Source organism: Bradyrhizobium sp. SOJA106, from assembly GCF_059448745.1.
In genome coordinates this window covers 5445481-5471536 of record NZ_CM182549.1, presented here as the reverse complement: position 1 = coordinate 5471536, position 26056 = coordinate 5445481, and the positions used below count along the sequence as shown (strand labels likewise).

At 64.8% G+C, this 26056-nt stretch carries 22 protein-coding genes and 2 pseudogenes; 11 read left to right on the top strand and 13 right to left on the bottom strand.

Annotated elements, in window-relative coordinates; genetic code table 11:
* Window positions 1–15 precede the first annotated feature (15 nt).
* Together AC5V87_RS25740 and AC5V87_RS25735 are read right to left on the bottom strand one after the other, a co-directional pair.
* Complete coding sequence (locus AC5V87_RS25740; RefSeq protein ID WP_495368084.1) at window positions 16–1212, bottom strand: MFS transporter; 1197 nt, start codon at window positions 1210–1212, stop codon at window positions 16–18.
* A gap of 318 nt (window positions 1213–1530) precedes the next feature.
* Entirely contained in the window at window positions 1531–1899 is a 369-nt protein-coding gene (locus AC5V87_RS25735) for a GNAT family N-acetyltransferase (protein ID WP_495371941.1), read from the bottom strand.
* Window positions 1900–2166: 267 nt separating this feature from the next.
* On the opposite strand from AC5V87_RS25735, the gene AC5V87_RS25730 reads away from it, so the two are divergent.
* The 3 genes from AC5V87_RS25730 to AC5V87_RS25720 all read left to right on the top strand — a co-directional run bounded on the left by AC5V87_RS25730 (window position 2167) and on the right by AC5V87_RS25720 (window position 4450).
* On the top strand, window positions 2167–3315 hold the full coding sequence (locus AC5V87_RS25730) for a zinc-binding dehydrogenase (protein WP_495368083.1): 1149 nt from the start codon (window positions 2167–2169) through the stop codon (window positions 3313–3315).
* Between the two features lie 94 nt (window positions 3316–3409).
* A complete protein-coding gene (locus AC5V87_RS25725) occupies window positions 3410–3838 on the top strand; it encodes a VOC family protein (RefSeq protein ID WP_456837790.1) in 429 nt (142 codons plus the stop codon).
* A gap of 99 nt (window positions 3839–3937) precedes the next feature.
* Entirely contained in the window at window positions 3938–4450 is a 513-nt protein-coding gene (locus tag AC5V87_RS25720; RefSeq protein WP_456837791.1) for a hypothetical protein, read from the top strand.
* 6 nt (window positions 4451–4456) lie between these two features.
* Here AC5V87_RS25720 and AC5V87_RS25715 read toward each other — a convergent pair.
* Window positions 4457–4624: pseudogene (locus AC5V87_RS25715) on the bottom strand (cupin domain-containing protein); the annotation flags it as partial.
* A gap of 292 nt (window positions 4625–4916) precedes the next feature.
* Here AC5V87_RS25715 and AC5V87_RS25710 point away from each other — a divergent pair.
* Window positions 4917–6851, top strand: a complete 1935-nt coding sequence (locus tag AC5V87_RS25710; protein WP_456837792.1) for a DEAD/DEAH box helicase — start codon at window positions 4917–4919, stop codon at window positions 6849–6851.
* A 34-nt stretch (window positions 6852–6885) separates the two neighbouring features.
* On the opposite strand, the gene AC5V87_RS25705 is transcribed toward AC5V87_RS25710, so the two are convergent.
* The 3 genes and pseudogenes from AC5V87_RS25705 to AC5V87_RS25695 all read right to left on the bottom strand — a co-directional run bounded on the left by AC5V87_RS25705 (window position 6886) and on the right by AC5V87_RS25695 (window position 7872).
* Entirely contained in the window at window positions 6886–7392 is a 507-nt protein-coding gene (locus AC5V87_RS25705) for a GNAT family N-acetyltransferase (RefSeq protein WP_456837793.1), read from the bottom strand.
* 100 nt (window positions 7393–7492) lie between these two features.
* A pseudogene (locus tag AC5V87_RS25700) lies at window positions 7493–7676 on the bottom strand (DJ-1/PfpI family protein); the annotation flags it as partial.
* Window positions 7648–7872: a hypothetical protein gene (locus AC5V87_RS25695; protein WP_456837794.1), complete on the bottom strand. Its 225-nt coding sequence runs from the start codon at window positions 7870–7872 to the stop codon at window positions 7648–7650. The gene AC5V87_RS25695 and the pseudogene AC5V87_RS25700, both read right to left, overlap by 29 nt.
* A 424-nt stretch (window positions 7873–8296) precedes the next feature.
* On the opposite strand from AC5V87_RS25695, the gene AC5V87_RS25690 reads away from it, so the two are divergent.
* On the top strand, window positions 8297–8782 hold the full coding sequence (locus AC5V87_RS25690; RefSeq protein WP_456837795.1) for a phasin: 486 nt from the start codon (window positions 8297–8299) through the stop codon (window positions 8780–8782).
* Between the two features lie 278 nt (window positions 8783–9060).
* On the opposite strand, the gene AC5V87_RS25685 is transcribed toward AC5V87_RS25690, so the two are convergent.
* A complete protein-coding gene (locus AC5V87_RS25685; protein WP_456843306.1) occupies window positions 9061–9852 on the bottom strand; it encodes a Crp/Fnr family transcriptional regulator in 792 nt (263 codons plus the stop codon).
* Window positions 9853–10063: 211 nt separating this feature from the next.
* On the bottom strand, window positions 10064–10618 hold the full coding sequence (locus tag AC5V87_RS25680) for a PAS domain-containing protein (RefSeq protein ID WP_495368082.1): 555 nt from the start codon (window positions 10616–10618) through the stop codon (window positions 10064–10066).
* A 451-nt stretch (window positions 10619–11069) separates the two neighbouring features.
* Between AC5V87_RS25680 and AC5V87_RS25675 the strand changes: the two genes are divergently transcribed.
* Complete coding sequence (locus tag AC5V87_RS25675; RefSeq protein WP_456837797.1) at window positions 11070–11888, top strand: rhomboid family intramembrane serine protease; 819 nt, start codon at window positions 11070–11072, stop codon at window positions 11886–11888.
* A 189-nt stretch (window positions 11889–12077) separates the two neighbouring features.
* Window positions 12078–12506: a CBS domain-containing protein gene (locus tag AC5V87_RS25670; RefSeq protein WP_456837798.1), complete on the top strand. Its 429-nt coding sequence runs from the start codon at window positions 12078–12080 to the stop codon at window positions 12504–12506.
* A 21-nt stretch (window positions 12507–12527) separates the two neighbouring features.
* Here AC5V87_RS25670 and AC5V87_RS25665 read toward each other — a convergent pair whose 3' ends face one another.
* Entirely contained in the window at window positions 12528–13556 is a 1029-nt protein-coding gene (locus AC5V87_RS25665; RefSeq protein WP_456837799.1) for a patatin-like phospholipase family protein, read from the bottom strand.
* Between the two features lie 263 nt (window positions 13557–13819).
* Here AC5V87_RS25665 and AC5V87_RS25660 point away from each other — a divergent pair, with 263 nt between their 5' ends.
* Both AC5V87_RS25660 and AC5V87_RS25655 read left to right on the top strand, forming a co-directional pair.
* A complete protein-coding gene (locus AC5V87_RS25660; protein WP_456837800.1) occupies window positions 13820–14890 on the top strand; it encodes an RgsD C-terminal domain-containing protein in 1071 nt (356 codons plus the stop codon).
* Window positions 14891–15347: 457 nt separating this feature from the next.
* On the top strand, window positions 15348–15587 hold the full coding sequence (locus AC5V87_RS25655) for a hypothetical protein (RefSeq protein WP_495368081.1): 240 nt from the start codon (window positions 15348–15350) through the stop codon (window positions 15585–15587).
* A 904-nt stretch (window positions 15588–16491) separates the two neighbouring features.
* Here the strand turns inward: AC5V87_RS25655 and AC5V87_RS25650 are convergent.
* Window positions 16492–17592 carry an IS4 family transposase gene (locus tag AC5V87_RS25650; protein WP_495368080.1) on the bottom strand — a complete coding sequence of 367 codons (1101 nt, stop codon included), beginning with the start codon at window positions 17590–17592 and terminating at the stop codon, window positions 16492–16494.
* 540 nt (window positions 17593–18132) lie between these two features.
* Between AC5V87_RS25650 and AC5V87_RS25645 the strand changes: the two genes are divergently transcribed.
* Window positions 18133–20595, top strand: coding sequence for a putative bifunctional diguanylate cyclase/phosphodiesterase (locus AC5V87_RS25645; RefSeq protein ID WP_495368079.1), 2463 nt, complete (start codon window positions 18133–18135; stop codon window positions 20593–20595).
* On the opposite strand, the gene AC5V87_RS25640 is transcribed toward AC5V87_RS25645, so the two are convergent.
* The 3 genes from AC5V87_RS25640 to thrS all read right to left on the bottom strand — a co-directional run bounded on the left by AC5V87_RS25640 (window position 20581) and on the right by thrS (window position 24621).
* Window positions 20581–21852 (bottom strand): serine hydrolase domain-containing protein, encoded by a 1272-nt coding sequence (locus AC5V87_RS25640; protein WP_456837803.1) that lies wholly within the window; start codon window positions 21850–21852, stop codon window positions 20581–20583. The genes AC5V87_RS25645 and AC5V87_RS25640 overlap by 15 nt on opposite strands.
* A 66-nt stretch (window positions 21853–21918) precedes the next feature.
* Window positions 21919–22482, bottom strand: coding sequence for a nitroreductase family protein (locus AC5V87_RS25635; RefSeq protein ID WP_495368078.1), 564 nt, complete (start codon window positions 22480–22482; stop codon window positions 21919–21921).
* 96 nt (window positions 22483–22578) lie between these two features.
* The gene (gene thrS / locus AC5V87_RS25630) at window positions 22579–24621 is read right to left on the bottom strand and encodes a threonine--tRNA ligase (protein ID WP_456837805.1); all 2043 of its coding nucleotides are present in this window, start codon (window positions 24619–24621) and stop codon (window positions 22579–22581) included.
* 187 nt (window positions 24622–24808) lie between these two features.
* Between thrS and AC5V87_RS25625 the strand changes: the two genes are divergently transcribed.
* Window positions 24809–25981, top strand: coding sequence for an MFS transporter (locus AC5V87_RS25625; RefSeq protein WP_456837806.1), 1173 nt, complete (start codon window positions 24809–24811; stop codon window positions 25979–25981).
* The last annotated feature ends 75 nt before the right edge of the window (window positions 25982–26056 follow it).

Below are 26056 nucleotides of genomic sequence, written 5' to 3'. Positions count from 1 at the left end.
GGGAAGGGGCGGGAGTCAACCGGCCGCCTTCCTCGCCGCGCGCCCATAGAGCAGGCGCAGCACCGCCAGCAGCACCGCGGCCGAGAGGCCGAGCGACCAGTGGATGCCGATCGCAGCGCCGAACACGCCGACGGTGATGCCGCTGAACGCCCGCATCCCGAGTCCGGCCATGTTGTAGAGCCCGACGACGCGGCCGCGGATGTCGTGCGGCGCGTTCAGTTGCACCAGCGCCTGCGCCATGGTGTTGAACGACAATTCGAAGAAGCCGGCAAAGAACAGCAGCACGATCGCGACCGGATAGATCCGCATCGCGGCGAAACCGAGCAGTGCGGCGCTCCAGAGCATCGCGAGCATGATCGCGGTGCGCGGCGTGCCCTTCAGGCGCCCCCAGGACTCCAGCGCGATGCCGGCGAGCAGCGCGCCGGCGGCGTCCGCCGCGAGCAGTACGCTGTAGGAGACGCCGGGATCGCCATGGCCGAGATCGCCGGCAAAGCCCGGCATCTGGGCGTGATAGGCATTGCCGATCATGAATGAGGTGAGGCCGGCAAGCCAGGTCATCGCCGTCAGCACCGGCTCGGTGCCGATGGCGCGGATGGTCAGCATAATGTCGGCGAGGCCGCGGACGGCGAAGCGCCGCACCGCCACGCTGCTGTCGCGGACCGGCGCCCAGAACAGCCAGAGCAGCATCGGCAGGTAGAACAGCGTGTTGAAGATGATGCCGTGCGAGGTACCGAGCGTCAGCATGATGATGCCGCCGACCGCAGGCCCGACCAGGATGCCGAGATAGCGCGCCATCGCATTGAGCCGCACCGCGCTCGGCAGATCGGCGGGGCCGACGAGGTCGTAGAGCAGCAACTGGTTCGGTGTTTGCCAAAGGACCCCGGCGCAGCCATGGATCACCAGCAGCAGCATCGCGTGCCACATCTGGATCGTGTCGGTGAGGAAGAAGAAGCCCCAGCCGGCGGAGGCCGCGATGAACAGCAGCATGCCGCACTGGATGATCCGGCGCGGATCGAACCGGTCGGCGAGCCCGCCGACCGCGACCGAGAACAGCAGGAACGGCAGCCAGTGCGACAGCACGGCAAAGCCGCCCAATGTCGGCGAGTGCAATTTCTGGAACACCACCCAATAGCTGATCACATGCTCGATATTGTCGGCCATCATTGCCAGCACATAGGCGATGAACTGGAGCCGGTACCGCACGGACTTCATCGCCGCGAACGATCCGGACGCGACCACGGGAGAATGGGGCAGGGGATTCAAGGGGGCACCTGGATGGGATTTCATCCGGCCATACACGCTGGCAGGTGAGTGCTCAAGGCACTTGGACGTGCTTGCGCATCTGCCATGCACAGTTGCCACACACTCCGTCGTCATCCTGAGGTGCGAACCTTGCGATGCATTCGCACGCAAGGAGAAGCCTCGAAGGATGAGCCACAGGCGCTAGCAGCCCATCCTTCGAGGCGCGCAAGAGCGCGCACCTCAAGATGACGGCGGTGGTTGTGGTCGCAAGCTACGCGGCCAGCGCCTTCACATAAACCGCATACGGCACTCCCAGAATATCCGGGCCTCGCCGGCCTTCACGAATCCCATGCGCAGATACATCGGCAGCGCGACCGTCATGATCGGGGTCGTATGCAGGGCGATGACGCCCGCCTGGTCGCGCTCGGCGCGGCGCAGGCACTCTTCCGTCAATTGCCGGCCGACGCCCTTGCCGCGCGCGGCGGGATCGACCACGAGCATGCGGATGACCGGCCACGCCGGATCGAAGAACGCAGGCTTCGTCGCTTTCGGACCGATATAGGCGACGGCACCGACGATGCGTCCGCCATCTTCGGCGACGATGATCTCGCCAGTCCGGGCAAGCCCCGGCATCTTCGCGACATTGGCGTTGAACAGCGGCCAGTCGGAAAAATGCGGCTCGAACTCCGCGAATGCGGCGAGCGCGACGCGTACGATCGCTTCGCGTCTGTCTCACGGTAGTCGCGCAGCATCGGCACCATCCGATCGTAGCCCCGGATGAGCGCAGCCATATCCGGAAACAGCCGGCCCAGCATGTCGCTTCGCTCATGGAGGCTGCCGCACCTTGGCATCCAGGCGCATCTCACATACGCTTCGCGTCAGCCCGCACCATAGTCATAATAGACGGGCAGCGAGGAATTCGCCATGGACCAGATCCGCGTCTGCACCCACGCAGGCCCCGGCAGCGAGCCCGTGATCAAGACCGTGCCCTGGCCAAAGCTCGGCAAGAAGGCCGCGCTGATCAAGGTCGGCGCCTGCGGCGTCTGCGGCACCGATCTGCATATCCTGAAAGGTCACTGGCCGAAGCCGCTGCCCTGGCCGTTCACGCTGGGCCACGAGCTCGGCGGTGTCATAGTCGAATGCGGCGGCGAGTTCACCGAGGACTTCATGAGCAAGCCGCTTGCAGTCGGATCGAAGGTGATGATCCCGCCGCTGATGCCCTGCGGGCGATGCTATTATTGTCTCCATTATCCGCAGACCGCCAACAAATGCCTGACGCCGGTCTATTACGGCCGCTATCTCGGCTTCGACAAGGCGCCGCACCTGTGGGGCGGTTGGGCGGAGTATGTCTATGTCGATCTCGACATGCTGCCGGGCACCAAGATCTACAAGCTGCCCGACGACATGTCGCTGCGGCTCGGCGCGCTGTCCGAGCCGCTGACGTCCTGCATCCGCGCCTTCAATCGCGCGACCCGTGCTGGTGGCTTTTCCTGGGGCGACACGGTGGTGATCCAGGGCTCGGGCCCGATCGGCATTCTGGCCGTCGCGGCCGCCAGGGAGATGGGGGCAGGGCGCGTCATCTGCGTCGGTGCGCCGGAGGCGCCGCGGCTCAAGCTCGCGCGCGAGTTCGGCGCGGAGGCGACGGTGAACATCGAGGTCCAATCGCCGCAGGAGCGCATTGCGCGTGTGCGCGAGATCGTCGGCGGCTTCGGCGCCGATCTCGTGATGGACTGCTCGGGCCATCCGACCGCCGGTCCCGAAGGCATCGAGATGCTGCGTGACGGCGGCACCTATGTCGAGATGGGCCAGTTCACGGACGCCGGCTCGATCGATACCTCATGGCACCGCATCTGCACCAAAGACCTCAACGTGCTCGGATCCTGGGGTTTTACCGGCAACGATTTGCCGCTCGGCGTCGACATGCTCTACCGCACGGCAGGCAAATATCCCTGGCTGAAGATGCAGACGATCTACCCGTTCACGGAACAAGGCGTTGCGCAGGCGGTGAAGGACGCGATGGCCATGAAGACGGTGAAGTCGACCATCGTGCCGTGGCTGGAGCTGGTGGAGTGAAGACGTTGCCCGGATCCGGGGTTCATGTGGGCCGGGTTGTCCCACATCGCTCCGCTCATGCGGGCTAAATTGCGGCATTTGGAATGAAGACGTCATGACAGACGAGCAGACAGCCGAACCAACTCCACACGCCCGCTCGCCCTTCCATGCCATCCGCGCCATCGACTACACCGTCATCTTCGTGCGCGACATGGCGGCGATGCGGCGCTTCTACCAGGATGTCCTGGCCTTCCCCCTGCTGCGCGAGCTCTCGCCGAACTGGATCGAATACGGGATCGGTAGCAACACGCTGGCTCTGGCGAGGCCGAGCCGCACGGCGTCCGATGCGCCGGTGCCGGCGGGGACGGCCTCGCTGCAACTGGCCTTCAAGGTGTCCGCGGCCGAGGTCGATCAATGCGCCGACGAGCTCGTGCGCCTGGGCGTGGCGCTGCTGTCGCCGCCCACCGATCAATCCTTCGGCCACCGCACGCTGTTCTTTCGCGATCCCGACGGCAATCTGCTGGAAATCTATGCGGAGATCTGAGCGGGAGCCCCAAAAGTTCCATGCGAATATCCCCGACTTATCCATTCCGAGGTGAAACTTAGGCCCAAGTTCCGGCTTTCACTTCACGGGAGAGGTCTCGTGAAGCGAATCCTGAAACCCGTCACTTACATCCTGGCCGCCATCTACTTCCTGGTGGATGCGGTCTTCATCGCCGTGGCGAGGCCGATCGCGCGCTGGATCGGGCGGCATCTCGAATTCAGGCGGTTGCGGGAGTGGATCAAATCGCTGCCGCCTTACCCGTCGCTGGCCTTGTTCTCGGTGCCAGTGATCATCCTGGAACCGATCAAGCCGGTGGCGGCTTACCTCGCGGCGACCGGCCAGATCGTGAGCGGCGCTGTGACTTTCATCATCGGCGAGCTGCTCAAGCTCGTGCTGGTCGAGCGTCTGTTTCATCTTACCCGCGACAAGCTGATGCGGATTCCGGCGTTCGCCTGGACGTATGGGAAGTTCGCCGAGGTGAGGGCATGGCTGCAAGCGACCGAGGCCTGGCGCATGATCCGCGCCCTGAGCCGCGCGGCAAAGGACTATGTGGTGCGGACACGGGCAAGGCTGGTCGGCAGCTTCAACAGGCTGGTGACCTCCAGGGATTGAAGCGCTTCAGGCCAGCTTGCGCGCTGCGGCGGTTGCCTTGTCGCCCGTGTTCGGCGTGCCGGCCGGCTCGATCAGCACCAGATGAACCTCCTCGCGCGCCACCGGGCGATGCTCGACACCTTTTGGCACGACGTAGAGCTCACCCGGCCCGAGCGTCACGGTGTGATCGCGCAAGAGCAAAGCGTGCAATCGCCGCAGGCGCGTTTGATGGAAGACGTCACGCGGTCGTCCCCTTGGGAGCCGATCGGCTTCAGGTTAATCAAGGTGGCCGCAAAAGTTCGCTGCAACCTTCAGGCGCGGCTCTTGTCGAAAAGCCATGCATCACAGGCATGGTGATTTCCCGGCGCTTGGCGTAAAGAGCCCTCAATCACATCGCCAGCGTGTGGCCGGGCCGATTGCCGCGCACGCCAGCTCAGGTCCGCCGGTTCACCATTCCGCGCCTGAATCAACCAAGGTTTCCTATCTCGTGTCTCTTCCGGCCCTGACCCCGCCGCTCGCCCGCGCTTTGGCCGAGCGGAACTATGATTCACTGACCCCAGTCCAGCTCGCGGTGCTCGCGCACGAAGCCGCCGGCCGCGATCTTCTGGTCTCGGCCCAGACGGGCTCCGGCAAGACGGTCGCCTATGGATTGGCGATTGCCAAAAATCTGCTCGATGATGCCGAGCAGTTCGCACCTGCAGCCGCACCGCTCGCTTTGATCGTGGCGCCGACCCGCGAGCTCGCGCTTCAGGTCCAGCGCGAGCTGGCCTGGCTATATGGACATGCCGGCGGGCGCGTCGTCTCCTGCGTCGGCGGCATGGATCCGCGCCGCGAGCAGCGCGAGCTGGCCGCCGGCGCGCACATCGTCGTCGGCACGCCCGGCCGTTTGTGCGACCACCTCCGCCGCGGCCGGCTCGACATCTCCGAACTCACCGCGGTCGTGCTCGACGAGGCTGACGAGATGCTCAATCTCGGCTTTCGCGAGGACATGGAGTTCATCCTCGAGACCACGCCGGAGACGCGCCGGACGCTGCTGTTCTCGGCAACCTTTCCGCGTGGCATCGTCGCGCTGGCGCGGCAGTATCAGCGCGACGCCTTCCGGATCGAGGTCGCCGGCGACGCAGGCGGTCACGCCGACATCGAGTACCGCGCGATCCGGATCGCGCCGGGCGATGTCGAGCACGCGGTCGTCAACGTGCTGCGTTTCTTCGAGGCGCCGAGCGCGCTGGTGTTTTGCAGCACGCGCGATGCCGTCAGGCATTTGCAGGCGGCGCTGCTGGAGCGCGGCTTCGCCGTGGTCGCGCTGTCGGGCGAATTGACGCAGAACGAGCGCACGCTGGCGCTGCAGTCGCTGCGCGACGGACGCGCCCGCGTCTGCGTTGCGACCGACGTTGCCGCCCGCGGCATCGATTTGCCGAGTCTCGACCTCGTCATTCACGCCGACCTGCCCAACGACGCCGAGGTCATGCAGCATCGCTCGGGCCGCACCGGTCGCGCGGGCCGCAAGGGGACCAGCGTCCTCTTGGTGCCGCCCGCGCGGCGGCGGCGCGCGGAGCTGCTGCTCAACCTCTCCGGCATCGATGCAGCCTGGGGCACGGCGCCGCAGGCGGAGGAGATCCGCAAGCTCGATCACGAACGCATGAAGGACGTGCTGTTTACCGAGGAGACGACCGCCGACGATCTCGCGCTGGCGCAGGCGCTGCTCGCCGAGCGGTCGGCCGAGGATATCGCAGCCGCGCTGGCGCGGCTTTATCGCGCGCGGCTGCCGTCCCCGGAGGACATCATCGATCCCGGCGAGCGCAGCGGCCGGCCGGATCGCGGGCGCGACAGGTTTGAAGGTGGCGAGGATCGCGCCAAGCCGCGATCGAAGTCCGGCAAATCGTCTTCGAAACACGGCATGGCCGAGGGCAGCGTGTGGTTCCGCGCCGCCATCGGGCGGCGCAAGAATGCTGAGGCGCGCTGGCTGCTGCCGATGATCTGCCGCCGCGGCGGCATCGACAAGCGCGACATCGGCGCCATCAAGATCATGGACACCACCACCGAGTTCGAGATCTCCGAGCGGGTCGCAGACGCCTTCACCGCGAAGATCAAGCGTCCGGACAAGGAAGACAGCATCCGCATCGAGCCGATGGCCGATGTGCCGCAGCGGCAGGCGCCTTCGGAGGAGCGGTCATACGCGCCGCGGCGCGAGAAGGACGACGGCGATCATCGTGCAGGTCAGGGCGATCGCCCGCGCGACGCACGGGAGTCCAAGCCGCGCGGCAAGGCGCTCGGCGAGCGCGGGCCGCGATTCGACGCTGCGCCTTCGTTCGGAGCGAAAAAGAAGCACAAGAACAGGCCCGGGCACGCCGAGCCGTCCGTCACACCGTGGCCGGTGAAGGGCGCGCCGGGCAAGAAGGCGAAGAAGAAACGCCGCGGCTGATCGGGCACCATTCAGCGTGAACAGCAATGATGCTTTATGTCGCAGCGAGGTCGCGCAGCATGTAGGTGGCAGCTTCGCCGTAGGATGCGAGCTTGGCGCGCAATTGCTCATCCGCGGTGACGGGGCGAAAGCCGAGCCGTTCCCATAGCGGCCGCGTGGCATAGACTGAGACCAGCGCGAGCCTCGTGAGGTCCAAGGCGCGTGCCAGCGCCTCGATCGTCGTGACATAACCGCGCGCAGCGCCGCCGCGGAAGTCGGGCAGCACGGCGACATCGTGCAGGTAAAGGCAGTCCGCATCCTCAGGCAATGCTTGCAGCAAGCCATCGAGCGGCGGAATGTGGTGCTGCGTCCAGGGATGCGCGAGTCCATAGCCGGCGATCGCATCGCCGGCGATCAGCACGCGGCAGCCGTCGGGACAGAGCCGCATCTTCTCGGCGAGCACCTGGGGGCGTTCGGGCAGATCAGGATGGATGCGCGCCGCGATCATGCTGATCGCGGGCAGATCCGATGCGCGGGCGGGACGCCAATGCGGCTTGCTCATCTCGGTCCGTCGTGTCCATCTCGATCATCGCAATCTATTTCTCCGAGACGATGCGCGCAGCGAAAAACATCCTCGCAGTAGCCTTTCTTTGCGAGAGCACCGTAAACTGGAAGGCGTCACTGCGGTGGCGCGCATCCCATGCCGCAAGGCCGGCGTCGCGGGCGATCGCCTCGGCCCTGCCGCGGCCGGCGATGGCCTCGATTGAGGGCCATCGGCATGGACGCGGTGATGCCGGTCGTGGTTGCGACGCCGCGGTCAACGACGAGCCTGCGGTCGGCCGCATAGGTTGATGGCGATGAGGGGACGCTTTCGCTTCGGTGGTTTCAGCGCGGCAAGCGTCGCCTCGGTCTCCTCGCTCGATATTGCGGGTGCGGCTCCCCGCGCGGGCGCGCCGGGCAGCAGCAGCAACCAGGTTCCGCCGATCGCCGCGAGCGCCGCCAGGCCTCCGAGGGCGCCCCATGCCAGAATGCGCCAAATCATGATGTCACCCGATCGCGGTTGCCTCATACGGCGCGGAAGCTACCCGCTCGCGGCGGCATCGGGAACGACGCAAATCCGGCAAAAAGGGCCATGCCGCAAGCGCGATCGTCTGCCTCACGAGGGGAGTTGCTGCGGTGATCTCACGTTGGCGCATGCGGATCGCAACAACTTCAAAGATGCATAGCGCGGTCGCGCCGTTTTCGACGCATGAACTGAATAAATTCAAGCGGAGAGTCCGAAAGCGAACCGAACCCACGACTTTCGTCTGGCATAGTTGGTGTCGTAAAGGGGGCGGGGGCGGTTATCCGCAGCAATCCACCGCATTGAAAGTCGGAGTACTGGTGTCCCGGTGCGGCATGCACTGCGACCCCATCGGGGAGTCTTCAATCCGTTATCTAGTTTTCGCTTGAAAGGATGAAAGCCCGTGAGTGATGCCAATGTGAAAGTCGATACGAATGCCGCGCCGCAAGACGCGGGGGGCAACGGAAGCGCAAAGTTCCGGTTCGACGTACCCTTCTTCAACATGCAGACGATCTTCGGCGGTCTCGCCGAGCAGGGCGCCACGCGGGCCCAGGCAAACTTTGCGCAGATGAGGGCAACTTCGGAGGAGATCACTGCAGCCGTCTGCGACGCCTGTTCGACCAATGCCAAGCGTGCCTCTGATTACGGCATCAAGCTCATCGAAATATCCCACATCAATACCAGCTCCACCCTGGACTTCCTTTCCCAGCTCGTCGATGCGAGGTCGTTTGCCGATCTCGTAGACCTCTCCACGGCCCACAGCCGCAAGACCCTTGAAGCAACTTCGGCCCAAAACCGCGAACTGTGGGAACTCGCCCAGAAGGTCGCGACCGAAACGGCCGAGCCGATCAAGCAGAGCTTCAACCGGGTCCTGCGTAAGGCTGCTTGAGTCGAAGCGGTTGGCCGCGCGGATCGGCTGGACGAGCGTCTTCGCAAGAAGAGACGCCGTCCAGCCGATTGCGGCCTCCCTCACTGCCGAGGTGACGCCAAGCTGGAGGAAATCAGGATGGGTATGGTGATGATCAAGTGCCCGGAAACCGGAGACGCCATTCCAACCGGTATCGAGATGGATCGCGAAAGGTTTCGGTGCACTGCGGTGTTCTTTTCCCGCACCTATTGCCGGATATGCGCAGCGACGCACGAATGGTTTGCCAGGGAGGCCTGGGTCTACGAGTCGGTCTCGGCGAAGGGCGGGTCGGGCGGTAGGCAGCCGATCCGCGCCGGCGCGGTGTGAAGAACCCTCGGCGCATCCTGCGAAACGATCCGATCGATCCTGCGGCTCATCACCCTGTAGCACTCACAGGCGATGACCTCGAGGCGGCGCCTGTCGATCTCGAGCTGGCCGCGCCGGTTGGATTTGATTGCCCGTGACGTGCGCAACGCGCTCACCACGTGCGTGACCGTGGTGCGCCGGACGCCAAGCAATTCCGACAGCGTCTCCTGCGTCAAGGGCAGGATATCGCCACCATCGGTCCGGTCGTGGATGTGCAGCAGCCAGCGGGCGAGGCGCGCTTCGACGGAATGCAACGCGTTGCAGGCCGCGACGTGTTGGAATTGCGTCAGCATCGCCCTGGTGAGAAGCTGGACCGAACTTGCGATGGCGGGGCTGCGCTCGAGCGCAATGTGAAATCGCGCGGCCGAGATCTGCAGTGCCGTTCCGGCCACGCGGACGGTTGCAGTCATGGGTGATCGGGTCGGGCCGAGCGCCGTCATGATCCCGACGCCACCGTCGTTGCCGATCACGGCCGTTGCCGCCGTCTGTCCGTTCGGCAACTCCATGATGAAGGCGATCGCGCCGCTGCAGGGAAACCAGAGATGCTCGACCTTGTCGCCTGATCGAACCAGGACATGGTCGTGCTCGAGTGGTACTTTTCGCAAATGAGGGGCAAGCAAAGCGAAATCGGCCGGCGGTAGCGCAGCTAACAATCGATTACCAACTCTGGTCGCGTGCTCCATCACGGGAATCGTCCCTCGACGGAGGCCCGGCAGACGCATTTTCACCAACCGAGCCGCGTTGTTGCTTGCCACGGCAATGGCCAACGCATCCTGAAAGCTAAGGTTCCTCTGATGGATTGGCAAGCTCGCACGCGGGGCGCGTCTGAGCGCGATCAGGCTTTCCAAGATCGGCAGCGGCGTCGGCAAAGCTGCGCGTCAGACGCGAAGGCTGCTTCTAGCGCAGCCCCTCATACACCATCAGCCCGCGGGCGATCTGCAATTTGCGGATGGCGCGCGGCAGCAATTTCTCCGGTTGGTGCAGATAGCGCCAGGAGGTGAGGGTGAAGGGGCCAAGCGCGCCGCATTCGTCGTCGAACGGCGCGAGCACGCCGGTGACGCTCACCGGCGTGTGGGGACGGGCGTTGAACGGCAGCAGCAAGAGCTCGAGATGCGCCTTGCTGCCGTCCTCGCGCGCGGCGGTGACGCCGGCGATCACACCCAGCGTCTCGTCGGCGACCACCGTCGTGATCTCCTCGATCTCGCCGCGGCTCGCCTCGCCAAACAGCGCCGCGAAGCTCGCGTCCTTGAGATCCGCTCCCGCCAGCGCGCAGACCCGCGTGCCGGCGACGCGGAAGGGGAAGCCGAGCGTGGGGTCGCAGGACAGCACGAAGATGTCGCCGAGCAGGCCGCGGACGGCGGCCGGATCGATGTCGGCCCGGTCAGGGGCCCGTGCAGCGCCGCGCTTGTTGTCCCAATACGCGAAGAATGCGCGGCTCGACGGATGTTTCATGACTGGACGCTTACCCCGGGGCGCCACCTCGCGGGACAGACCTGTCCCGCTTCAGTGCACCCGCGATCCCTTTCGTTGTTGTGCAGGAGGGGACTAGCAGCGTCCATGCCGGAGCGGCGTTTTCGCCGCTCTTAAGCCGGCCTTTGCGGCGTTAACGTTAAGTTAACTATGCGCTTGGCGTCGCCCGCTCGCCTGCTATGGTCATCGCGGTCGCAAGCCTCGCCGCTTTCATCCAGGTTCTCGGCGAGGCCTGTACACAGGCGTCAAACAGTTTGCCACGGGCCGGGGAGGGGTGGGGATACACCTTCATTCCTCCGGTATCGGAAGGTCGACACGGACAGGCAGGGCTTTCCCAGGGCCCTGCCTTTTCCTTTTGTGCACTTGCGCAAGGCCGGCAAACGCGACTATCTCCAAGCGCAACGCTCCGATCGCGCCTGAAAGCGAAGCTGCCTTGGATTCCCCGCCAAATTCTCCACATGACACTCAGCCGGCCGTGCCGGCCGCTGCCGAGCAAGCTTCGCACGAGCCGGTCCTGACGCTGCCGGTGGCGCTGACGGCCTATATCCTTCTGCTCGCGGTGATCCATCTGCGGGTGCTGCTGCCGCCGGAGCTCGAGAACTGGACCATCGATGTCTTCGGCTTCATCCCCAAGCGCTACGATGCCTCGCTGCTGAATCTGCAAATTCCGGGCGGGGCCGGCGCCAAGGTCTGGAGCTTCGTCACCTATTCGCTGCTGCACGCCAACTTGACCCATCTCGGCTTCAACGTGCTGTGGCTGCTGCCGTTCGGCAGCGCGCTGGCGCGGCGCTTCGGCGCGGTCAGGTTTTTCGTGTTCATGGCGGTGACGGCGGCGGCCGGTGCGCTCGCCCATCTCGTCACCCATGAGCATGCGGTGGCGCCGATGATCGGCGCCTCGGCCTCGGTGTCCGGCGCGATGGCCGCGGCCATCCGCTTCGCCTTCGTCCGCGGCAGCTTCCTCTCGTTCAGCCGATCGGACGCCGATACCGCGGCCAAGGTTCCGGCGCTGCCGCTGTCGCGCGCCTTGCGGGACGGGCGGGTGGTCGGCTTCCTCGCGGTGTGGTTCGGCGTCAACATCATCTTCGGTGTTGGCGCGATCGGCGTCGATGCCGAGACCACGAGCGTCGCCTGGCAGGCGCATATCGGCGGCTTCTTCGCCGGCCTGCTCTTGTTCGCGCTGTTCGATCCCGTGCCGCGCGTGCGAAGCGATGCTGCGGATGCGTCATCACAGGACGTTTCAGACCGAATTTGAAGCGGCGCTTGCGGCGCGGCCCGAATTCATCCATCATTTGTGCCGAAGAATGTTCCGAAGCGACAAGGCCGTAGCGGCAACGCTTCGACAAGCGCGCGAGCGTGAAACCCGCGCCAAAACTCTTAGTTGAAGACTCGCGAACAAGTCCGGACCGCGCAAAGCGGAGGGCTCCGATTCAGGGAGGCGACAATGACGGTACGTTCCATTCTCAACACCAAAGGCCACCAGATCATGAGCGTCGAGCCCGACGCCAAGCTCTCGGACGCGATCAAGCTGCTCGGCGAGAAGAAGATCGGCGCAGTGCTGGTGATGAACCAAAGCCGGCTCGAGGGCATCCTGTCCGAACGCGACATCGTCCGCGTGCTCGGCGAGCGCGGCGCCGCCGTGCTGGAGGCGCCGGTCTCGGAGGTCATGACCCGCAAGGTCGTGACCTGCAAGGAGACCGACACGGTCGCCGAGCTGATGGAGATAATGACGACAGGCAAGTTCCGCCATCTGCCCGTGATCGACAACGGCACGGTGGTCGGCCTGATCTCGATCGGCGACATCGTCAAGCGGCGCGTCCAGGAATACGAGAGCGAGCAGGAAGCCCTGCGCGACTACATCAAGACGGCCTGATCGGCCTCAGGCGTCCGCTCCTTATTCGCCCGCTTTGGGCGCGTTGCCCGCGGGCGCCGGCGCCAGCACCTCGATTGCCTCCTGGATCGACTCCAGCGCGCGCTCGGCGGCGCGCGTGCCATGAGCTATCAAATCCTCGGCTCGGTGGAAGTCGAACCAGCCGAACTGGCCGACCCGCGGCGTGATCAGCATATCAGGCGGATCTCCGGCGAGGCGCGCGCGGGTGATGCGGTCCTGCATGATGTTGAATGCGTCGACCATCACCGAGGAGATGCCGGGCCGTCCGCCGCCGCCGAAGAACTCCCGCTTCATGGTTTTCTCGGGCGAGAAGAAGCGCGGAAAGCGCCGTTTGGCGACGGGCTCCTCGGCAACGGGCGCGACCGGCTCCGGCATCGCGCCGTGCGCATAGATCGTCGTGGAATGGGTGAAGATGTCGCTGGAAAGATTTGCAGCGATGACGATTTCGGCGCCGAGCGCGCGCGCCGCCGAGACCGGCACCGGATTGACCAGCGCGCCGTCGACCAGCCAGCGGTCGCCGATCAGCACGGGCGAGAAGATGCCGGGCAGCGCGTAGGAGGCGCGCATCGCATCGACCACGCGGCCGCGCGTCAGCCAGATCTCGTGTCCGGTGCGGACCTCGGTCGCGACAGTCGCAAACTTGATGGGTAGCTCCTCGATCAGGGTCTGGCCGATCGCCTCCTCGAGCCGGGTCGCAAGCTTCTCGCCGCCGATCAGGCCGGAGCCGTTGAGGCGGATGTCGAGATAGCCGAGGATGGTGCGCATGCCTTGCAGGCTGCGCCCCCAATCTTCCAGCGTATCGAGCTGGCCGGCCGCATAGGCGCCGCCGACCACGGCGCCGATCGAGGTGCCGACCACGACATCAGGCACGATGCCGTTGGCGATCAGGGTCCTCAGGATTCCGATATGGGCAAAGCCGCGCGCCGCGCCGCCGCCGAGGGCAAGGCCGATGACCGGCCGGCGGATGCTACCGAGGCCGACCTTCTCGCCATTGGAGCCGTTCGCGCCGCGGCCCTTCAAGATCTCAAGCACCGAAACTCTCCTACCCGGGCCAGCCCCCACACCAGAATGGGCGCCGTATATCCGCTCCGCCAGAACGAAGGCCAAGCATGGTTTATACCGTTCGGGAAGCAGGGGGCAGGAGTGTGGCAAGGCCGGCTGCCTTTGGTCTAATCACGCAGGCGCCAGCCCGGTTCCAAAGTCCGTATTTCCCAGGCTTCCCAATCCTTGAATATGCCAAGGCTTGAATATGCCAAGGCTTGAATTTGCCGCGTTTTCGGTGAAAAGCAGGTGACATGACACGCGGGGGTGACGGCATCATCAGATGGCGGCGCAGCGGCACGCTGCTGCCGGCGCTGATGCTTGCCGCGTGCATGCTCAATTTGGGCCAAAATGCCGCGCAGGCGCAGCTTTTCTCCGATCGTCCGCCCCCGGTGCCGCCGGCGTCGGTGCCCGAACCCGGTAACGCCATCCAGCTGGCGCCGTCCGGGCAGGCCGCCGGCCCACCAAGCCTGCCGCCGACCCTGACCCAGCCGGTGACACCCAGCATGCCGCCACCCGCAGTCGCGACCGTGCCGCCGGCCGCGCCGCTCAATGCGGCCGTGCCCGGCCAGGGCGTGCTGTCGCTGACCGCAAAATACGGCAAGGACTCGGCTGCGATCACCAGCGGCCTGGTTTGGCGGGTGTTTGCCGACCGTCCCGACGAGAACGGCACCTTCAAGCTGATCAAGGAAGATCGCAACGCCACGCCGAACATCGTGCTGCCGCCCGGCAATTACGTCGTGCACGTCGCCTTCGGCCTCGTCAGCGCGGTGCGCACCGTCAGCCTGAAGGCCGAGACCGACCGCGAATCCTTCGTGCTGCCGGCGGGAGGCCTGCGCATCGAAGGCCGGGTCGGCGCCAGCCGCATTCCGCAGAACCAGATCTCGTTCGCGATCTACAAGGGCAGCCAGTTCGAATCCGGTGAGCGTGCCTCGCTGGTGCCGAACGTCGCCGCCGGCGACGTCGTGCTGCTGCCGGAGGGCACCTACTACATCATCTCCAACTATGGCGACGCCAATTCGGTGGTGCGCTCGGATATCCGCGTCCAGGCCGGCAAGCTCACCGACGTCACCATCACCCACCGCGCCGCGGTCATCACGTTGAAGCTCGTCAGCGACCGCGGCGGCGAGGCGCTCGCCAACACCGCCTGGTCGGTGCTGACCCCCGGCGGCGACGTCATCAAGGAATCGATCGGCGCCTTTCCCCGCGTCGTGCTCTCCGAAGGCGAATACCGTGCCATCGCCAAGAACGAGGGCAAGGTCTACGAGCGCGGCTTCAACGTCGTGAACGGCGTCGACGGCGAAGTCGAGGTCGTCGCGCGCTAAAGCGGGATGAGTTTTGGTGGAATCGGTTCACCGCTCCCGACGGGGAGACATGAAGCACGGACAGGCCGGCGAACCATATTTCATCATGCGCGAGCGCTCTTGCGGCAACGCCGCATGCGGCCGCCGTCGGGCTTCGTACCCGGCATGATAATTCTCATCCGGCGCACGAACGATCCATCTTCCCCCGATCTCCGTCGTGCTCGTGTCGGAGTGAGCGGACGCTCACCGCCGCCTGCTTGTGTTCGGCGCTGAATATCGCTGTGAGCGCTGGCAAGCTGCGGCTCGGGGGTGAGAAAACACCGCTGCCAACGGCTTATTCCACGGCCGCTGCGACGTCGTCACGGCCGGCGCAGGAGGCAGTGGAAGATACGTACGTCCGATATTCAATTTTATTCTCTTTCCGTCCTGCTGCGTGATATGTCGGACATCCGTCCAATGGGGGAGGCCGGCGCAAGTGATGAACCTGCGGGACCGGCAGGAGCAGGGGACCAAGCCCGTCGGCATGTTCGAAGTCATCCTCACCAGGCGCAAACGGTTCGGTTGGCGGTGGCAGGTGTGCGACCAGTCCGGCAAGAAATTTGCCGACGGTTTCGAACGCACCCGGCCGGCCGCCAAATACCATGGCGAGCGCGCATTGTTCTTCCTGCTGTCGCAGGCCTATTTGCGCAATCGCTCCGCGGCGTCCAGCGAGGACTAAAGCGCGATGAGATTGGGATGAATCGTCATCGCGCTTTAGGCTGTTGTTTGCGCATCATCTTTTCGGAAAACCGCTTCGCACTTTTCCGGATCATGCTTTAGCGCAGCTCGCAGCCGGACGGAGCACACTCCGGCACCGCTGCACCCGCCTATGCGATCCCGGATTACGGGGCGCACCATCCAGGTTACAAGTCCTCAGGCTACAAGCTCTTGCGCTGCCCGTCGGGCAAAACACCCAAGCGAACGGTCAAGCCGCGATCTCCAAAATATTCCGCTTTACCGAATTTCGGAAATAGCGTATGTGTCGCCGCAACCCGGCCCAAGGAAGAGGGGCGGATCGCGACGTCAGGAACGCGGGCCGGGCGGCGGTGGGCGCGGACCACATCGGCGCGACAAGTTTCGCAGGGTGGGCAGCCGTGAGCGGGAGCGTCGCGCCAACGACCGGTGTGATCTCGCGTACGGCCAAATCGTGTGGTCCTGGCGCCCGGGGTCTGTGCGCCAAGTCTTGCGGTGATGTGTGCTGTCCAACCGGACACGCGCATCAGCCATCCGCATGGCGACGGGGGCAATCGTGCATCGCTCCCCGGGGGGAGCACGACATACGCCGTTCCAACCACTGCGCAGGGAAGGCCGGTTGCTCGGCTCCACCTGTATGCCGCTGTGCAGCTTCTTGTTGCCACCTTTCGCACAGTGGACCGTGGGTGCCCGGCCGGCACCCGGTCTTCCCCATAGGCGTTAAGGTAGCGCAAGCATTGATTGATATTGACGTTTTCGGGGAGGCTCGCGCAGGTGCCGCCCGAGCGCTCGCTTACTGCGGCGCAAGCGGCGGATGGTTGGTTGTGGAATGATTGCTTGCAGCAAGGATGCAACGAGTTGTTGCAAGATACGCCAACCGCCAGGTGTCGTCAGGCGGCCTGCTTCCAGTGGGGAGAGTCCTCGAAGTCGCGGACAAGCGGCTCGAGCAGCAGGATAATCAAGAGGTGAGCCAGCAGGTAGGGCTTCGCCGAACGCTGATCAGTTCCAGGCGGTGTCTTGAGACCAATCAGGCTTTTCAGTCGCTTGAAGCCAAGTTCGATCCGCCATCGCAGTCGATAGAGTGCAAGCACATCCCTGGCGGAGAACTCGTCCCGTGCGAGCGACGTGACCAGAATGACCCAATCCGCGGCTTCCAGAGTCCCTTTGGAGATGATGCGGGTTTCGTCGCGTGCGTCTCGCCGAGCTTTACGACGCGAAGCCGCGGCCGCACCGGTGGGCTTCTTGACCGCAACCAGACGCATAGCCAGAGGCGCCCCGTCCTTGCGTTTGATCCAAATCCTCCGATCGATCAGTCCGCGTGCCTTTGCCGCACGCAATTGGGCCATCAGATCGAATGGAAGGCCTTGGGCATCAAGCCAGCGCGCGTTCTTCCAGCCTGCTCGGATCAGAACGTCGGCACCAGCCGCGCGGACAGCCGCGATGCGGTCAGGTTGCAGATAAGCGCGGTCAGCAATGCGGATCTCGTTCTTGACTACTGGTATCCGGTCAAACGTTTCGCCCTCTTGCTGATCCGTTAGCTCGAAGTGACCAAAGCGCTCACTTGGCAGATCAAATGCACTATGAAGCCGCCAAAGCTCACTGCTCCTGCGGGCAGTCGGCCCGGCCTGAGGTACTGTCGTCGCATCGACGATGCGGATCAGGCGGCCTCGGCTCGCCTTCGGCGCTGCCGCATCGAGCAAGCTCTCCACCAGCACTGCAAACCAATCGCCACATTGACGCAGGCGATAGAACAACGCCACGCTGCTGAGGTCCGCAAGGCCAACAGAAGCCGCCCACGCAGCTGTCGATCTCAATCCTCTTTCCCCTAAACAATAGGCCAGCATCAGCCGAAGCAACGCCACCGCGTCTGGAATTTGGCGCCGCCGCGCGAAAGCCTTCGTCTGGCGCGCGCTTATCTCAAGCTGCTCAGCCCCACCCAGCTGCGCAACCACTCTCGTCCAGTCCTCATTTAGAAGCGATTCGTCTGCCATGCCCCTTGGAATCACGTGTGATTTCAACACTCAAGAATAAACTTAACGCCTATGCGGTCTTCCCTGCGCCCTCTTCTCAATTGAGGGTGGCGTGACGAGGCAAAGCTCGGGCGAGATCAGCCGCGAGGATGCGAAGGTGTGTCTGCGACGAAGATGCGAATGATGAAGCGGCGTCCTTGCTCCAAGCACCGTCATTGCGAGGAGCCCTTGCGACGAAGCAATCCAGACTGCCTGCGCGGAAAGACTCTGGATTGCTCGCTGCGCTCGCAATGACGGTGTGGAAGCAGTTGTATCCGAAAACTCCGCTCTCGTGCCCCGGACGCAGCGCAGCGCTTGTTCAGCGGTGCGCTGCAGAGCCGGGGCCCATGGGGACACGAGAGCGGCGCATTTCAAACGCCTGTCATAGTCTCTAACGCTCACTAACCAACACCTGACTTAAAACTGTCATAATCACTCAATGGGACCCGCATCTGCGTCCTTTTTACACGCCCTTAAGCGCCGCTGCATTGGATGCGCGGGGAATGTGCGTTGGGGACTACAATGAGTGCCGCGAAGAGAACGTCGGGGAAACCGGCCACCGAAATGTTCGACGACATCCCGGTGCTTCAACGTAAATGGCGTGCCGCGTTGAAGCCGGGGGACCGGTTGCCCCGCTACGAAGACGTGATGCTGGGCAGCCTGGGACGGCTCGCCGACCACATCGCGCTGCTGAGAAATGACGGCGCGCTCGAACTGTCGCGCAGCGGGCGCTACGTGCAGAAATGGCTCGGCGAGGAGCGCTGGGATATTCCGGTCGCCGAACTGTCGCCCGATTGCGCCACCGCGCTGTCGGAAGCGGCGGCGAGCGCGCTCGCGAACGGCCGGCCTCACCAGGCCAGCGCGCATTGCGTGCGCGATGGCATGGTCCGGACCTACGACGTGCTGGCACTGCCGACCGCCTCGCGCTGGGGCGCGACCCTGATCGGCGCCTATGTCAACGAGCGCGGCGCGCAATACAATCTGCTCGATGCGATCTTCTCCTCCACCGACGATGCGGTGGTCTCGCTGGCGACGTTGCGTGATGCCGAAGGCAAGCCGTTCGACCTCCAGGTCGTGCACCACAACAAGAGCGCGAGCGCGCTGCTGAAGGTTGCGACCGGAAACCTGTTGTGGCGGCGGATCGGCGAGGGCAGCACGTTGCTGGCTGCCCCCGAGATCATGGAATTCCTGCTCAAGGCCGTTTCGGGCGGCCGCGGAGAGCAGCTCGAGATCGAGAACGAGGGTCGGTACCTCCGCCTCAGCGCCACGGCGTTCGCCGACGTGGTCTCGCTGACGATCTCCGACGTCACCGCTCTGAAGCGGCGCGATGCCTCGTTCCGCCTGCTGTTCGACAACAACCCGATGCCGATGTGGGTGTTCGACGCCGAGACCAAGCAGTTCCTCGGCGTCAACGACGCCGCGGTCCAGCATTACGGCTACAGCCGCGCCTCCTTCCTGCGCATGAAGCTGCACGAGATCTGGCCGCAGGACGAATGGGAGAGCCATGCCGAGGCGCTCGAACGCGTCGGCGACACCTATCACTCCTCGCGCAACTGGCGGCACTTGCGCGCCGACGGCAGCGAGATCGAGGTGCTCACCTTCGGCCGCCGCGTCACCTTCGATGAACGCGACGGCTATCTCGTCGCAGTGGTCGACATCACCGAGCGGCGCAAGGCCGAGGCGCGGATCGCCCACATGGCGCACCATGACGGGCTCACGGATCTGCCGAACCGCGAATATTTCCAGGAGCGCCTCAAGCAGGCGCTCGAGCAGGCTGGCGGCAAGCGTGTGGGGGTGCTCTATATCGATCTCGACCTGTTCAAGAACATCAACGACTCCTTCGGCCATCCGTCGGGCGACCGCCTGCTGAAAGAGGTTGCCGAACGGCTCACCACCGCCGTCCGCGGCGCCAATCTCGCGGCCCGGCTCGGCGGCGACGAGTTCGCCGTGATCCTGGCCGCCGACGTCTCGCCGAACGAGGCCAGCGCCTGCGCGACCTTGCTGATCGACATGCTGCGCGCGCCTTATGAGATCGACGGCCAGGAGATGGTGATCGGAGCCAGCATCGGCATCGCGCTGTCGCCGGGCGACGGCACGACGTCGGAGGAATTGATGCGCAACGCCGACATGGCCCTGTACCGGGCGAAGTCCGGCGGCGGCGGCGTGCACCATTTCTTCGAGCGCGAGATGGATCTCCAGGCGCAGAAGCGCCGCGACATGGAGGTCGATCTGCGCCGCGCATTCGCCAATGGCGAGTTCGAGCTGCACTACCAGCCGCTGGTGTCGATCGCCTCCGACCGCATCTCGGGCTTCGAGTCGCTGCTGCGCTGGCGTCATCCGGAGAAGGGCATGATCTCGCCGGCGGAGTTCATCCCCGTTGCCGAAGACATCGGGCTGATCACGCAGCTTGGGGAGTGGGTGCTGCGCGAAGCCTGTGCCGAAGCCGTGAAATGGCCGAGCGATGTCAAGGTTGCGGTCAATCTCTCGCCGACGCAATTCCGCAGTCGCAATCTGGTTCAGGTCGTGATCTCGGCACTGGCGCAGTCCGGCCTGTCGCCGAAGCGGCTCGAGCTCGAGATCACCGAGTCGATCTTCCTCGCCGAGACCGATGCCAATCTCGCGATCCTGCACCAGCTGCGCGAGCTCGGCGTCGGCATCTCCATGGATGATTTCGGCACCGGCTATTCCAGCCTCAGCTATCTCCGCAGCTTCCCGTTCGACAAGATCAAGATCGACCGTTCCTTCGTCAAGGATCTGGCGCAGCGGCCCGATTGCGGCGCGATCGTGCGCGCGATCTCGGGTCTTGGCCGCAGCCTCAACATCACGACGACCGCGGAGGGCGTCGAGACCGAGGATCAGCTCGACTGGCTCCGTGCCGAGGGTTGCAACGAGGTGCAGGGCTTCCTGTTCAGCGCGGCGCGGCCTGCCGCGGAGATCGCAAAGCTGCTTGCCGATTTCGGCCAGCGCGCCTCACGGGCGGCGTAGCGCTTCAGGATAGCAGTCGTAGACCAGCGCCTTGAATGCGGGTGTGATGCGGCTGCGCTCGTTCTGGGTCTGCTGCATCATGAGGTAGACCATGTCGAGTTTGGGATCGACGCCGAAATAGGTGCCGCTGCCAGAGTCCCATTTCAATTCGCCGAGTGAGCCCGGCGGCGGCGGCCTCGCATTGCCGGGATCGGTGCGCACGGCAAGGCCGTAGCCATAGCCGAAGCCATCGCCCGGAAAATAGAAATAGTCGCGTCCGACGCCGGAGCCAGGCCCGATGTGATCGGTCGTCATCGCCTTGAAGGCGGCCGGGCTCAGATAACGCTTGCCCTCGAACTCGCCGCCGTTGAGCAGCATCTGCGCAAAGCGCTGATAGTCGGTGATGGTCGACAGCAGCCCGCCGCCGCCGGACTGCCATTCGGGATGGTCGAGGCGGTCGCGCTCGCCAGCGAGCAGGATGAAATCGTTCGGCAGCGGCCGCGCCATCCGCGCCAGTTCGCCTTCCGTCGCCAGCGCGAATTTGGTGCTGGTCATGCCGAGCGGATCGAGGATGCGCTGCTTGAGGAACTCGTAAAGCGTCTGGCCCGAGATGATCTCGATGACGGCGCCGAGCACGTCGGTGGAATGGCCGTAGCGCCACAGCGTGCCCGGCTGGCGCGCCAGCGGCAGCCGCGCGATGCGGTCGGCGAATTCCCTGTTGTTGAATTGACCCTCGAAGATGTTGGCGGCCTTGTAGGCCTGCTCGACCCATTTGCCGCCGATATAGTCGTAGCTGATGCCCGAGGTATGCCGCAACAGATCCTCGATGTTGACGGCACGGACCGGCGGCACCAGGTCGAGCTTCAGCTTGCCGTCCGGCTCGGTGACCTCGATGCCCACCTTGGTGTCGGCGAAGAGGGGGACGTATTTCGAGACGGGATCGGTGAGGGCGAGCTTGCCCTCCTCGATCAGCATCATCGCGCCGAGGCACGTGATCGGTTTGGTCATGGAGTGGATGGCGAAGATCGTGTCCGGCGTCATCGCAAGGCCGGTCCTGGTGTCGCGCACGCCGAAGGTCTTGAGGTACACCAGCTTGCCGTGCTGCTGCACCAGGATCACGGCGCCCGGCAGCCGGCCGCTCGCGACCTCGTTGTCGAAATACGCGCTGATGCGGTCGAGCCCCTCGGGCGAGGGAGCGGGGATATCGGCGGCGGCGCGGCTTCGCGTCATCGTGCCGGCCAATAGCGCGGCCCCGACCAGAAATTCACGGCGTTTCATCCGCGCCTCCTCCCTCGCGGGAGGGATCAAAGCCGCAAGACGTCGAGGCCGTCAACAAGCCTTCGACTAAAATCGCGTCACGATTTCGGAAAGGAACGGTCGCGGACGGTCCTCGCTCGGCCTGGTCGGCTTGCCGATATGGATGAAGCCGGCGAGCTTCTCATCCGGCTTCAGGCCAAGTCCGTCGAGCACGTCGCGGTCGAACGAGAACCAGCCGGTCAGCCAGCAGGCGCCGTAGCCGAGCGCGGTTGCGGCCGTGACGATGTTCATGGCGCTCGCGCCCGCCGACAATTCCTGCTCGAACGCCGGCACCTTCGGATGCGGCCTGGTGAAGCTGACGATGCCGATCACCAGCGGTGCGTCCATCAGGCGATTGCGCTCGGTCTCGATATCGGCCGCCGGCGCGCCGGGATGCTTCCGCGCGAAGACCTTGGCGATCACCTCGCCGGCGCGCTGGCGCGCATCGCCCTCGAAGATGATGAAGCGCCAGGGCGCCAGCTTGCCATGGTCGGGCACGCGAGCGCCGATGGTGAGGATGGTCTCGAGCTCGGCCGGGGAGGGACCAGGGCCAGTCATCTCGCGCGGCTTGACCGAGCGGCGGGTCTTCAGGAGTTCGATGGCGTCGGGCACTGCGGTTTCCTCATCGGCTGGCCGTGTTGGGGCGTGCACTCCCCAGATAGGGATGCACGCCCGCAACCGAAAGCGAGTTTAGATCGATTTCAGGGGTCAGACGGCGCCGCGAGCCCGCCGGACATCCGGCGGGGTCGCCTCGTCGACCAGCGCGGCGATGGCCTCCGCGGTCGTCATCACCTTCTGGCCGTCGCTGCCGAGCCGGCGGACCGACACCGAATGCGTCTCGGCCTCCTTTTTGCCGACCACGAGCAGCGCCGGGATCTTGGCCAGCGAATGCTCGCGGACCTTGTAGTTGATCTTCTCGTTGCGCAGGTCGATCTCGGCCCGGAGCCCGGCGCGCCGCGCCTGCTCCAGCACAACCTTGGCGTATTCGTCGCCTTCGGAGGTGATGGTCGTGACCACCGCCTGCACCGGCGAGAGCCAGAGCGGGAAGTTGCCGGCAAAGTGCTCGATCAGGATGCCGATATAACGCTCCATCGAGCCGCAGATCGCACGGTGCACCATCACCGGCGGCTTCTTGCTGCCGTCATGGTCGATGTAGAACGCGCCAAACCGCTCCGGCAGGTTGAAGTCGACCTGCGTGGTGCCGCACTGCCAGTCGCGGCCGATAGCGTCGCGCAGCACATATTCGAACTTCGGCCCGTAGAAGGCGCCTTCGCCCGGATTGATCTCGGTCTTGATGTGGTTGTTTTGCGCCTGGATCTGGCTGAGCACGGTCGCCATCACGCGCTCGGCGTGATCCCACATCGCGTCTGTGCCGACGCGTTTCTCCGGCCGCGTCGACAGCTTCACCGTGAGATCGCCGGTGAAGCCGAAATCGGCATAGGTCGACAGGATCAGCTCGTTGATCTTCAGGCACTCGTCCGCAAGCTGGTCCTCGGTGCAGAAGATGTGCGCGTCGTCCTGGGTGAAGCCGCGCACGCGCATCAAGCCGTGCATCGCGCCCGACGGCTCATAGCGATGCACCACGCCGAACTCGGCGAGACGCAGCGGCAGGTCGCGGTAGCTCTTCAGGCCGTGTTTGAAGATCTGCACGTGGCCGGGGCAGTTCATCGGCTTCAGCGCAAACCAGCGCTTGTCCTCGGCCTCGTCGCCGGCGGACTGCGCCGCGAACATGTTCTCGCGGTACCAGCCCCAGTGCCCCGAGGTCTCCCACAGCACCTTGTCGAGGATCTGCGGCGCGTTGACCTCGTTGTAGTCGCCGGAGAGGCGGCGGCGCATATAGGCGATCAGCTGCTGGAAGATGGTCCAGCCCTTCGGGTGCCAGAACACCACGCCCGGACCTTCCTCCTGGAAGTGGAAGAGGTCGAGCTCGCGTCCGAGCTTGCGATGGTCGCGCTTCTCGGCTTCCTCGATCTGCTTGAGGTAAGCGTCAAGATCCTCCTGCTTGGCGAAGGCAGTGCCGTAGATGCGGGTCAGCATCGGGTTGTTGGAATCACCGCGCCAATAGGCGCCGGCCACCTTCATCAGCTTGAAGGCGTTGCCGACCTTGCCGGTCGAAGTCATGTGCGGGCCGCGGCACAGGTCGAACCAGTCGCCTTGGTAGTAGATCTTGATCGGCTCGTTGCCGGGAATGGCGTCGACCAGCTCGACCTTGAAGGCCTCGCCCTTGTCGCGGAACACCTGTTTGGTCTTCTCGCGGTCCCAGACTTCCTTGGTGAAAGGTTTGTCGCGCGCGATGATCTCGCGCATCTTCTTCTCGATTGCGGCAAAATCTTCCGGCGTGAACGGCTCGTTGCGGAAAAAGTCGTAGTAGAAGCCGTTCTCGATCACCGGGCCGATGGTGACCTGGGTGCCCGGCCACAGCGTCTGCACGGCTTCTGCGAGCACGTGGGCACAGTCGTGGCGGATCAGTTCGAGCGCGCGCGGGTCGTCGCGATTGACGAGCTCGATCTTGGCATCGGCGTCGATGGGATCGTTGAGATCGGCGAGCACGCCGTCGAGCGCCATCGCCACCGTGCGCTTGGCCAGCGACGGCGAGATGCCCTTGGCGATATCGAGCCCGGTAATGCTCTTGTCATATTGGCGCTGGGCGCCGTCGGGGAAAGTGAGAGTGATCTTGGGGGCGGGGGTCACGGGCTTCAGATTGGAGAGGCTGTACTGGAAGCCGGACTCGGATTTGGGCTGGTCGGACATTGCTTTTCTCCTGAGGCTCACTCCTGCGAACGAGCGCAGGTAAGCGGGAACGAGCGATATATCAGGCGATTCGGCCTGTGCAATCCGGCAATTCCAAGAAAGTCGCGCGCAAAAAAAGGGGGGCCTTGCACCAAGTATTTGGCTCCGTGCCCTTTAACTCGTCACAAGCCGCGCTACATGCGTTTGCATGAAAAATGCCGCCGCCCGGCGCTTTGCGCCGACCGCCCTGATGCTCGGCAATCTCGTCACCGGCTGCTCGGTGTTAGCGCCCGCGGGCATGCTGCCCGAACTGGCGAGCGGGCTCGACGTCACGATCCATGCGGCCGGCCTCCTCATCACCTTCGGCGCGATCACGCTATGCGTCGGCTCGCCGCTGACGGCGTGGCTGACCAGCCGGATCGAGCGGCGGACGCTGCTCACCGTGACGCTCGCCGTGCTCGCCTTTGGCAATCTGGCCTCGGCCTTTGCGCCGGACTACGCCAGCCTTCTCATGATCCGTCTCGTCATGCTCGCGGTTGGCGCGCTCTACACGCCGCAGGCGGCTGGCACCGCGGCGATGATCGTGCCGGTGGAGCGGCGTGGCAGCACAATCGCCTACATCTTTCTCGGTTGGTCGCTCGCCGCCGCCGTCGGCCTGCCGCTGATCACCTTCATCGCCAGCCGCTATGGCTGGCGTTCGGCCTATGGCGCGATCGGCGTGCTCGGCTGCATCAGCTTCGTGCTATTGCTGATGCGCTTGCCGGGCGGCTTGAAGGGCGTGCCCGTGGATCTGAAGACCTGGGTTGCGGTCGGCCGCAGCAAGGCGATCCTGCTCCTGCTTGGGATCACCATGCTGCAAATGTCCGGGCAGTTCGTCGTGTTCACCTTCATGGGGCCGCTGCTGAAGAAGCTGACCGAGGCAAGCCCCGATGCGATCGGCATGGTATTCGCCATCTATGGCGTCTGCGGTTTCCTCGGCGTCGTGATTGCAACCCGCATCGTCGACACCTGGGGGCCGTTCCGAACCTCGCTGCTGTTCACCTGCCTGCTGCTTGCGGGCATTACGGGCTGGGCGCTCGGCGCTGGGAGTTTCGTGCTGATGACCGTCGCGGTGGCGGTCTGGGGTCTCGGCTTTGCCTCGACCAATTCGATGCAGCAGGTGCGGCTGGTCGCGGCTGCGCCGCCGCTGGCATCAGCGACCGTCGCGCTCAACACCTCCGTCCTCTATATCGGCCAGGCCGTGGGCTCCGCCGTCGGCGGCCTGCTGTTCGCCCGCGAGCTCCTGCATACCCTCGGCTTCGTCGCGGTCGGCTTCGTCGTGCTGGCGCTGATCCTGGTGGTCCTGACCCGGCCCCGGCCGGCTGCGGCCGCCACGGCCTGAATTCCAGCGTTTTCCTGTGCGCAAGGTGCTTGGCAAACCGCGCGCGGGAGCGCTAGAAGGCCGGTCATGGGGACC

What these genes read in the sequence shown, in the direction of transcription:
- AC5V87_RS25740 (WP_495368084.1), bottom strand. Translation starts at nt 1,212, where the DNA reads ATGAAGTCCGTGCGGTACCGGCTCCAGTTCATCGCCTATGTGCTGGCA.
- AC5V87_RS25730 (WP_495368083.1), top strand. Translation starts at nt 2,167, where the DNA reads ATGGACCAGATCCGCGTCTGCACCCACGCAGGCCCCGGCAGCGAGCCC.
- AC5V87_RS25725 (WP_456837790.1), top strand. Translation starts at nt 3,410, where the DNA reads ATGACAGACGAGCAGACAGCCGAACCAACTCCACACGCCCGCTCGCCC.
- AC5V87_RS25705 (WP_456837793.1), bottom strand. Translation starts at nt 7,392, where the DNA reads ATGAGCAAGCCGCATTGGCGTCCCGCCCGCGCATCGGATCTGCCCGCG.
- AC5V87_RS25695 (WP_456837794.1), bottom strand. Translation starts at nt 7,872, where the DNA reads ATGATTTGGCGCATTCTGGCATGGGGCGCCCTCGGAGGCCTGGCGGCG.
- AC5V87_RS25680 (WP_495368082.1), bottom strand. Translation starts at nt 10,618, where the DNA reads ATGAAACATCCGTCGAGCCGCGCATTCTTCGCGTATTGGGACAACAAG.
- AC5V87_RS25670 (WP_456837798.1), top strand. Translation starts at nt 12,078, where the DNA reads ATGACGGTACGTTCCATTCTCAACACCAAAGGCCACCAGATCATGAGC.
- AC5V87_RS25660 (WP_456837800.1), top strand. Translation starts at nt 13,820, where the DNA reads ATGACACGCGGGGGTGACGGCATCATCAGATGGCGGCGCAGCGGCACG.
- AC5V87_RS25655 (WP_495368081.1), top strand. Translation starts at nt 15,348, where the DNA reads ATGAACCTGCGGGACCGGCAGGAGCAGGGGACCAAGCCCGTCGGCATG.
- AC5V87_RS25650 (WP_495368080.1), bottom strand. Translation starts at nt 17,592, where the DNA reads ATGGCAGACGAATCGCTTCTAAATGAGGACTGGACGAGAGTGGTTGCG.
- AC5V87_RS25645 (WP_495368079.1), top strand. Translation starts at nt 18,133, where the DNA reads ATGAGTGCCGCGAAGAGAACGTCGGGGAAACCGGCCACCGAAATGTTC.
- AC5V87_RS25640 (WP_456837803.1), bottom strand. Translation starts at nt 21,852, where the DNA reads ATGAAACGCCGTGAATTTCTGGTCGGGGCCGCGCTATTGGCCGGCACG.
- thrS (WP_456837805.1), bottom strand. Translation starts at nt 24,621, where the DNA reads ATGTCCGACCAGCCCAAATCCGAGTCCGGCTTCCAGTACAGCCTCTCC.
- AC5V87_RS25625 (WP_456837806.1), top strand. Translation starts at nt 24,809, where the DNA reads ATGAAAAATGCCGCCGCCCGGCGCTTTGCGCCGACCGCCCTGATGCTC.